We start from the raw sequence: 7,922 nt of genomic DNA, 5'->3' as shown, positions 1-7,922 counted from the left end.
GTGCCCGGCGGCGGGCGGGTAGCCGTAGCCCCCGTGGCCGACCGGGGTGGACGGGGCGCCCGGTGGAGCCGGCGGGGGGAACGGCACATCGGGCCGCGCCCACGGCTCGTTCCACTCGCCGGCCGGCCCGGCCGGGGCCGCACCGGGGTGCGCCCACGGCTCGGGCACACCGCCGGACTGCCACGACGCACCCTCGTGCCCGTGCGGCTCGTCCGCTCGCCTGTGGCGGTTGCTCGACACCGGCGTGGGTCCTCCGTCACTCCTCGGGCCGCGCCCGTGTCCGGGGGGCGGCGATGCCGGGGGCACGGCAGCCGCTCGCACACAGGAGCGGTCACCAACCCGTTCGGCCGACTGTACCCGGAGTCACCGGCCCGATCGGACGGCAGGATCGCACGTCGGGCGTCACACGAGTGCCGGGGCGGCCCCCCTCCACCGCTCCTGGAACTCCTTGACGTGAGACGTGTCCTGATAGGGCGCCAGACGCGCGTTGAAGTCCGCGAAGTACTGGCTGCCGCGTCGCGAACGCAACCCCGTCAGCAGCACACCGGCCTCCCCGGCCGTCTGGCAGGCGTGCTCCACCTCGGCCTGCTGGAGCTTGCCGGTGGCGAGCACCAGCAGTCCGATGGCGCGCCGCCGGGTGCGGGTCTCCGGGTGGCCCGCCAGCGCCTCCGAGGCGCGCTGCTGGGTGGCGTTCCCCTGCTCCAGATCGCGGTGGCAGTGGGCGAGCTCGTCGGCGAGGTACGCCGAGTCGTAGTGCGCGACCCAGTCCGGGTCCTCGCCCCGGGAGCCCCCGGCGCGCTCCATGGCGGCGAGCGCCGGGGAAGCCGCCCGGCGGCACGCCTCCCGGTCGCCGAGCTGCGCGTGACCGCGCGCCTCGGCTGCGAGGAACAGCGCCTCCGCCCGTGGCGGCACCTGGCCGCGGGTGCCCTCCTGCGCAGCCCGGGCGAGCTGGATGACCTCGCGCGGGCTGCCCAGTTGGGCGGCGAGGTGGCTCATACCGGCGGCCAGCACGTAGCCGCCGAAGCCCCGGTCGCCGGCGGCCTGGGAGAGCCGCAGCGCCTGGATGTAGTAGCGCTGGGCGAGGCCGGGTTGACCGGTGTCGACCGCCATGTACCCGGCGAGCTCGGTGAGTCGGGAGGCGGCGGCGAACAGCCGTCGCCCGACCGACTCCCGGTAGGAACCGGTCAGCAGCCCCGCCACCACGCCGTTGAGGTAGTGCGCGACGACCGGTCGGACGTGTCCCGAGCCCCAGCGGCGGTCGAGCTCCACCATCGCCTCGGTGGTGGCGATCACCGCCTCGACGTCGCTCATCCCGACGCGACCGGTGCCGGCCGGCGCCGCGACCGCGTCGTCGATGCGGGCGATCAGCCAGTCGCGGCTGGGCTCGACCAGCGCTCCGGGTGCCACCGCGGCGCCGCCGGCCGGGGCCTGGCCGGTGCCGGTGGGCTGCGGACGGGCGGAGTCGGCGCGCCACAGTTCGCGGGCCTCCTCGATCGCCTCCGGCAGCCCGGGGGCGAAGGTCAGCCCCACCGCGGAGGGCGGCTGGCGGGACCCGCCCATGCCGATCTCCTGCAGGGTCACCGTGCGGCCCAGCTTCCGGCCCAGCGCCTCGGCGATCACCTCCGGTGCGCGGCCGCGCGGCCGCTGTCCTCTGATCCACCGGGCGACCGAGGTCTTGTCGTACCGGAAGTCGAGCCCTCGCTCTGCCGCGCACACGTTGACGCGGCGGGCGAGGCCCGCGTTCGAGCACCCCGCCTCCCGTATCAGGGACAACAGCCGCTCGTTGGGCTGCCGTGCGGCGGGCACCGCGGCACTCTCGGTCATGTGCTCTCTCCAGGCTCGGCTGTCCGACGGACTTGTCCGCAGAATCGATGCCCATGCGGGGCCGGAACTCATGCGCCACGCTCCCGCGGATGCACCCGTGCGCCCCTCCTGCAAGCCGCGCTCCCGGCAGTGACCGTAACCGCCGGGGGCGCGGGGAGTTGTGATCACCGTGAGAGAGACCGCCGCAGCCCCCGCCCCGCCCGCCACCGCACCCGACCGCCCGTCGGGGATTCCGCAGCAACGGGGCGACGGCCCGCTGGAGCACGCCGTCCGCTACACCGAGGAGCGGCACTGGGACGTCCTGCCGGGCACCTGGCTGGAGCACCACGGCGGGACCGTCCGCTGCTCCTGCGGCTCCTCCGCCTGCGAGGCGCCGGGCGTGCACCCCGACGGGCCGGGCTGGGCGGAGCGGGTCACCTCCAGTCCGGCCGCCGCACGCCGGATGTGGGAGGCGGAGCCCCGCGCCTCGGTGCTGCTGCCGACCGGGCGCAGCTTCGACGTCCTCGATGTGCCGGAATCGGCCGGCTGCCTCGCGCTGGCCCGGCTGGAACGCGCCGAGATCGACCTCGGACCGGTCGCCGCGACCCCCGGCGGCCGGATGATGTTCTTCGTGCTGCCGGGCGGGGCGGTCAAGGCACCGGGGATGCTGCGGCAGCTGGGTTGGCCGCGGGGCGCGCTGGATCTGCGCACGGTCGGTGGAAACGGCTACGTGCCGGCACCCCCGACCCGGCTGGGGGCGCTCGGCTCGGTGCAGTGGGTGCGGCGCAGCGGGCAGGCCGTCCGATGGCCCGCGGACCCCGAGGAGATCCTGCCCTCGCTGGCCTACGCCTGCGGGCTGGACCACGGCTGAGGCACCCGGCGGCGCGCGGCCGGGCACCCGACGTGCGGCGGCGGGCCCGACGCACCGTCTCCGCCATCGGCCCGGCCGTCGGCGCGCCCCCGCCCCGCGATCATGCTCCCCCCGGGTGCGCCCCGTGGATCGCAGGGTTCCGCTGGGGCTGCCGCGGTCGGCCGGGGCTCTCGGGCCCGGAGGGTCGGGGGGTGGGCGCGTCCGGCGGTCCGGCGAGCCGGTCCCCACCGTGGCGCCTCGGGCGCCGCGCACCCCGGCGTGTCAGCCGCCGAGCAGCTCCGCCATCGACACCGACTCCTCGTCGGTCGGCGCCGTCACCTCGACCGGCACGTTGAACTCGAAGTCCATCGTCTGGTGGACCCCGTCCGCGGGCCCCGAGACACGGACCAGGTGGTGGGGCCGCTCCGCCATGATGTGGAGCTCGGAGACCTCGCCGCGCAGCCTGGTGAGTTCGAACTCCACCACCGGGACCCCGTCGAGTTCGCTCCGTCCGACCTCGGCGACCTCGCCCACGAACCCCAGAGCCCGCCATTCCCCCAGGAACTCGTCCATCGTGCAGAATTCCGCGGGCGTGTGAGCGCCCGGCGCGTCGCGCAACGAGCCGGCGAGGTAGCGCCCGTCGAGGAACTCTTCGACTTCCGGCTCGTCGGCAGCCGCCCAGTACGCCTCGTCGCCCTTCAGCCAGTAGTCGTCCCCCAGTTGGATGAACTCCATCGCCCCCTCGCCGGCCATGTCGATGGAAGCCAGGCATGCGTCGGTGTCGTCCATCCAGAGGTCCATCCCGAGCGGCACCCCGTCGACCACCAGGTCGCCCGTCACCCGCAGCGCGGTGGCGGCGCGGAGCTCCTCCGTGGCCGCGGCGAGGTACTCCCTCGGCCGCAGCTCGGGCGCCTCCGCCGGTTCCTCCGCCCCGGTCGCGGGCACGGCCTCGGGCCCGACGCCGGCCTGCTCCTCGGCCCGCGCGGCCGTCCACTGCTCCGCGTGCAGCCCGCCGCCCCCGCAGGCGGTCAGCGTCAGCAGCCCCGCTGCCGCAACTCCGGCGGTGCGGCGCCCGATACGCGCACGATGATTCATGTGTTCCCCCTTGGTGTAGAGGGGGGATCGTACCGACGGCCCGCGGGCGACGGCAGGGGGACTCCCGGACGCCCGCCGGCGCGAGGGCGCAGCCGCGACGGAGCCTCCGCCAGGCCGGGGAGGCCGCCCGCCGGGGCAGGGCGTCAGACGGGGCAGGGCGTCAGACAGGGCTGATCCCGCCCGGCAGGAAGATCTCCTCCGGGGCGGGCGGAGTGATCTCCAAGGGCTCGTTGTAGTGGTCGAAGACCATGCGCTGCTGCCATCCGTCCTCGACAGCGCTGATCTCGTGGAGGTAGTGCGGGGCTTCCACCGCGATCCGCATGACGGCGCTCTCGCCGTCCTGCTCGGTCACCTCGACGTCGACCACCGGGGTGCCGTCGAAGTCGCTGCGGCCCTGCTCGGTGATCCGCGCGTCGAACTCGTCGACCGGCAGGTCGCCGGTGAGTTCCTCCAGGACGCAGAGCTCGGTGAAGCCCGCCATCGCCGGGTCCCGGGTGGAGCCGTGGAGGTACCGCCCGTCGAGCCGGGTCCCCAGCTCGTCCAGCCCGGCCGTCTCCCAGAAGAGGTCGTCGGCCTTGACCCAGACGAGCTCGGCCGATTTGAGGATGGTCATGGCTCCCTCACCCTCCATGGCGACCTCGGCCGAGCAGTCACCGTCGGAGTCGAGCCAGATGTCGAGTTCCGTACGGCCGTCGGCGTCCGCCAGGGAGCCGGTCAGCCGCAGCGACTCGGCCTCGGCGAACTCGGCCAGCGCGGAGTCGAACATCTCCCGCAACTGCGGGTCCTCGTCGTGCTCCTCGGACCGCTCGTTCTTCCCGCTGTCGTCCGCCGGCTCCGCCGACGGGGCGGCCCAGTGGCTCTTCCCGTCCCCCGCGCACCCGGAGACGGCCACCAGGACGGCGGCGGCCGCGACGCCCACCGTCGCCCGCGCCTGTCTGCGCATCGTCCCCCCTCGGTCGTGTGGAAAGCCTACCGATCCCGCGCCCGGCCCGGGCGGTGCGCGGCGTCGGCAGCCACGAGCGGGCGGGGCCCGGCGCGGCCGGCGCTACGCGTGCTTCACTGCGGCCAGGAAGGACTCCACCTCCGCCCGCCACTCCTCGGCCCGCTCGTGGTGGGCGAGATGGCCGGCGTCGGGGATGTCGGCGTAGCTGCCCTGCGGGAGGACCCGCACCATCTCCTGCGCCTCGGCGCGACCGAGTTCGCCGTCCTGGCCGCGGATCACCAGGGTCGGGCACTCGACCTGCGCCAGCTCCTCCCAGTGGGCGTCGTGCACCCATGCCTCCCGAGCGCGCAGCATGTCCTCCCGGCGGAAGATCGGGCCCCACCCCTCGGGCCCCTCGGACATCACCTCGGCGTAGTACGCGCCGCGGGTCGGCGAGGGGCGGGCGAGAATCGGGTCGTCGACGGCGAACCAGCGGCGCGCGGCGGCGGGGGTCGAGAAGGGCGTCGGCCAGGAGTCGTACCAGCGCGCCCACTCGCGCTGCGACTCCTCCCCCAGTGGCGAGGCCCGCATGTCGCAGATCACCAGGGCGCTCACCAGGTCGGGGCGGCGGGCGGCGAGCTGCCACGCGGTGAGCGCTCCCATGGCGTGGCCGACGAGGACGGCCGGCCCGAGGGCGAGCTGCTCCAGGGCGGCCTCGGCGTCGGCGACGAAGGCGTCCCGACCGTAGTCGCCGCCGGGCGGGCGGTCGCTGAGGCCGTGACCGCGCTGGTCCAGGCCCACGGGCCGGTAGCGGTCGGCGAGCCAGCGGGACGCTTCCGTCCAGTGGGTCGAGCGGCCCATCAGGCCGTGCAGCAGGAGGACCCCCGGACGCTCGCCGACCTGCTCCACCGTCGAGGAATCGGAGAAATCCCACGCAGCGAGGCGCGTGCCATCGCCCCCTGCGACCTCCAGTCGCCGGACCATGCGCCTACCCCCTTCGCTCACCTCTCGGACTCCCCCGCGGGCAGGACCTGCCCGCCGCTGACAGCACGGAGACCCCGGGACACGGTTGCTCTGCCCCGGGCCGCCGCCCGGTCTGCACGCCGAGGTTACCGAACAGGTATTCGAACACGCCTTCCTTTTGCCGCGTTTCCCTCGTACGAGTGACCGCCCCGCACTCGGTGACGCCACCGGTCGATCTCCCAGGGCGGGCCCCTCCGGCCCGCGCCCCCCGATGCCGACCGCACGCCGCCACCGGGGCCGCCCGCCGCGCGACCCCCACGGCGGCCGTCGAGTCCGCCCGCGTCGGCCCGGGGGCCGGGGAGGAGGGCACTCACCACCACCGATGCCCCCCGTCATGCCCCGGGCACCGGCCCCCAAACGGTGGGGCGGCACACACGGCAGCGGGGCGACCGTAACCGGCCGCCCCGCTGCTTCCGCCCACGCGGCAGCGCGCGGGCCCTGCCGCCGCCCGGCGGCGCCGCTCAGTTCTTCGCGACGAAGACGTGCATGGCCACGGAGTCGTTGAGCTCCGCCGCCTCGCCGCCGCTGCCCACGAGCACGCCGCCCTCGTCACCGGCGCGCACGCTCACGGACGCGCCCGGCTGCACACCCGCACGCCGGAGCGTGTGCATGAGCTGCGCATCCATCTGGATGGGTTCGCCGATGCGCCGGACGACGACGGTCCGGCCGTCCCCCGCGCCCAGCTCGCTCAGCGCCACCATCCCCTCCTCCAGGAAGGGGTCGGTCGTCACCGTCTCGCCCAGTTCGGCGAGGGCGGGGATCGGGTTGCCGTACGGCGACTCCGTCGGGTGGTCCAGCAGTGCCAGGACGCGGCGCTCGACCGCCTCGCTCATCACGTGCTCCCAGCGGCACGCCTCGGCGTGGACGTGCTCCCACTCCAGGCCGATGACGTCCACCAGCAGGCACTCCGCCAACCGGTGCTTGCGCATGACGCGCTCCGCCAGCCGGCGGCCCTCCTCGGTCAGCTCCAGGTGGCGGTCCCCGGCCACGCTCAGCAGCCCGTCCCGCTCCATGCGGGCGACCGTCTGGCTCACGGTCGGCCCGCTCTGTTCGAGACGTTCGGCGATACGGGCCCGCATCGGAACCACACCCTCCTCCTCCAGCTCCAGAATGGTGCGGAGGTACATCTCTGTGGTGTCGATGAGTCCGGACATGGTTGCCCCTCGGCTATGTCGTGCGGTGGCCCTGCCGTCAATTCTCACCCATCGCGGGGACAACCGGACCGACCCGACGCCCGTTCCCGGGTGTTTCCGGCCCGCGGGCCCGCCCGGCCGGGTCGCGCACGGCGTTCCGCGATCTTGACAGCGCACCTGTTCGGACCCCAGCGTGACAGCGCCGTCGCGCGCACCGCGCCACGGCGCCCCCAGCCGAAGGATGCCCCAGCCGATGAAGACCCTCCCCCTCGCCGACCAGTTCTTCGACGCCGCCCAGCGCCTGCTGGCCCGGGTGCGGGAGGAGGAGGGCGAGGCGGTGGCCCGGGCCGGCGCCCTGCTGGCCGACACCGTCGCCGCCGGCGGGCGGGTCTTCGCCTACGGCGCCGGCCACTCGGCGCTGCCCGCGCAGGACGTCGTCTACCGCGCCGGCGGTCTCGCGGTCGTCAACCTGCTGAGCGTCCCCGGGGCGAGCGGGGTGGACGTCCAGCCGGCGCCGCTGGCCAGCGCGCTGGAACGCGTCGGCGGACTGGCCCGGGCGACGCTGGCCACCTCCCCCGCCCGCGCCGGGGACCTGCTCTTCGTCATCTCGCTCTCCGGCCGCAACACCCTGCCGGTGGAGATGGCGGCGCACGCCCGCGACCTCGGACTGCACGTGATCGGCGTCACCTCGGTCCGCTACGCGAGCGAGACCACCTCGCAGGCGCCCGACGGCACCTTCCTCAAGGACCACTGCGACGTGGTGCTGGACAACAAGATCGCGCCCGGGGACGCCGAACTGACCCACCCCGGCGTGGCCGCGCCCTTCGGTCCCGCCTCGACGGTGGTCACCTCGGCGCTGATGCAGGCCGTCGTGGCCACCGCCGCCGGGGTGCTGGCCGACCGGGGCCAGGAGCCGCCGCTGCTGCGCTCCGGCAACATCGACGGCGGCACCGAGTGGAACCAGGAGGTCTGCGAGCGCCACGCGGACCAGGTGCTCTGGCAGCGCCGCTGAGGCCCGCGCCCCACCGACCCGCCCGGCCGGCGTCGCGCGCCCCGACGGACCCGCCCGTCGACGCCGGCGTCGACGGCCCACGGC

The 7,922-nt window shown here is 75.2% G+C and carries 7 protein-coding genes; 2 read left to right on the top strand and 5 right to left on the bottom strand.

Annotated elements, in window-relative coordinates; translation table 11 throughout:
* Positions 1 to 402: 402 nt before the first annotated feature.
* Positions 403 to 1,824 carry an NsdA family TPR-like regulatory protein gene (locus HCN52_RS18880; protein WP_168089644.1) on the bottom strand — a complete coding sequence of 474 codons (1,422 nt, stop codon included), beginning with the start codon at positions 1,822 to 1,824 and terminating at the stop codon, positions 403 to 405.
* A gap of 169 nt (positions 1,825 to 1,993) precedes the next feature.
* On the opposite strand from HCN52_RS18880, the gene HCN52_RS18875 reads away from it, so the two are divergent.
* The gene (locus HCN52_RS18875; RefSeq protein ID WP_168089643.1) at positions 1,994 to 2,674 is read left to right on the top strand and encodes a bifunctional DNA primase/polymerase; all 681 of its coding nucleotides are present in this window, start codon (positions 1,994 to 1,996) and stop codon (positions 2,672 to 2,674) included.
* 261 nt (positions 2,675 to 2,935) lie between these two features.
* Here the strand turns inward: HCN52_RS18875 and HCN52_RS18870 are convergent, their stop codons facing one another.
* The 4 genes from HCN52_RS18870 to HCN52_RS18855 form a co-directional block, all read right to left on the bottom strand.
* Complete coding sequence (locus HCN52_RS18870) at positions 2,936 to 3,748, bottom strand: hypothetical protein (protein WP_168089642.1); 813 nt, start codon at positions 3,746 to 3,748, stop codon at positions 2,936 to 2,938.
* A 160-nt stretch (positions 3,749 to 3,908) separates the two neighbouring features.
* The gene (locus HCN52_RS18865; RefSeq protein WP_168089641.1) at positions 3,909 to 4,691 is read right to left on the bottom strand and encodes a hypothetical protein; all 783 of its coding nucleotides are present in this window, start codon (positions 4,689 to 4,691) and stop codon (positions 3,909 to 3,911) included.
* A gap of 102 nt (positions 4,692 to 4,793) precedes the next feature.
* Positions 4,794 to 5,654, bottom strand: coding sequence for an alpha/beta fold hydrolase (locus HCN52_RS18860; RefSeq protein WP_168089640.1), 861 nt, complete (start codon positions 5,652 to 5,654; stop codon positions 4,794 to 4,796).
* 500 nt (positions 5,655 to 6,154) lie between these two features.
* Positions 6,155 to 6,847, bottom strand: coding sequence for an iron-dependent transcriptional repressor DtxR (locus HCN52_RS18855; protein ID WP_168089639.1), 693 nt, complete (start codon positions 6,845 to 6,847; stop codon positions 6,155 to 6,157).
* A 232-nt stretch (positions 6,848 to 7,079) separates the two neighbouring features.
* Here HCN52_RS18855 and HCN52_RS18850 point away from each other — a divergent pair, with 232 nt between their 5' ends.
* A complete protein-coding gene (locus HCN52_RS18850; RefSeq protein ID WP_245175275.1) occupies positions 7,080 to 7,838 on the top strand; it encodes an SIS domain-containing protein in 759 nt (252 codons plus the stop codon).
* Positions 7,839 to 7,922 lie beyond the last annotated feature (84 nt).

It is taken from the genome of Streptomyces bohaiensis (assembly GCF_012033785.1).
GTDB lineage: Bacteria > Actinomycetota > Actinomycetes > Streptomycetales > Streptomycetaceae > Streptomyces > Streptomyces bohaiensis.
The sequence above is the reverse complement of the archived record's forward strand: the minus strand, read 5'-3'. Positions and strand labels throughout refer to the sequence as shown.

What these genes read in the sequence shown, in the direction of transcription:
- HCN52_RS18880 (WP_168089644.1), bottom strand. Translation starts at nt 1,824, where the DNA reads ATGACCGAGAGTGCCGCGGTGCCCGCCGCACGGCAGCCCAACGAGCGG.
- HCN52_RS18870 (WP_168089642.1), bottom strand. Translation starts at nt 3,748, where the DNA reads ATGAATCATCGTGCGCGTATCGGGCGCCGCACCGCCGGAGTTGCGGCA.
- HCN52_RS18865 (WP_168089641.1), bottom strand. Translation starts at nt 4,691, where the DNA reads ATGCGCAGACAGGCGCGGGCGACGGTGGGCGTCGCGGCCGCCGCCGTC.
- HCN52_RS18860 (WP_168089640.1), bottom strand. Translation starts at nt 5,654, where the DNA reads ATGGTCCGGCGACTGGAGGTCGCAGGGGGCGATGGCACGCGCCTCGCT.
- HCN52_RS18855 (WP_168089639.1), bottom strand. Translation starts at nt 6,847, where the DNA reads ATGTCCGGACTCATCGACACCACAGAGATGTACCTCCGCACCATTCTG.
- HCN52_RS18850 (WP_245175275.1), top strand. Translation starts at nt 7,080, where the DNA reads ATGAAGACCCTCCCCCTCGCCGACCAGTTCTTCGACGCCGCCCAGCGC.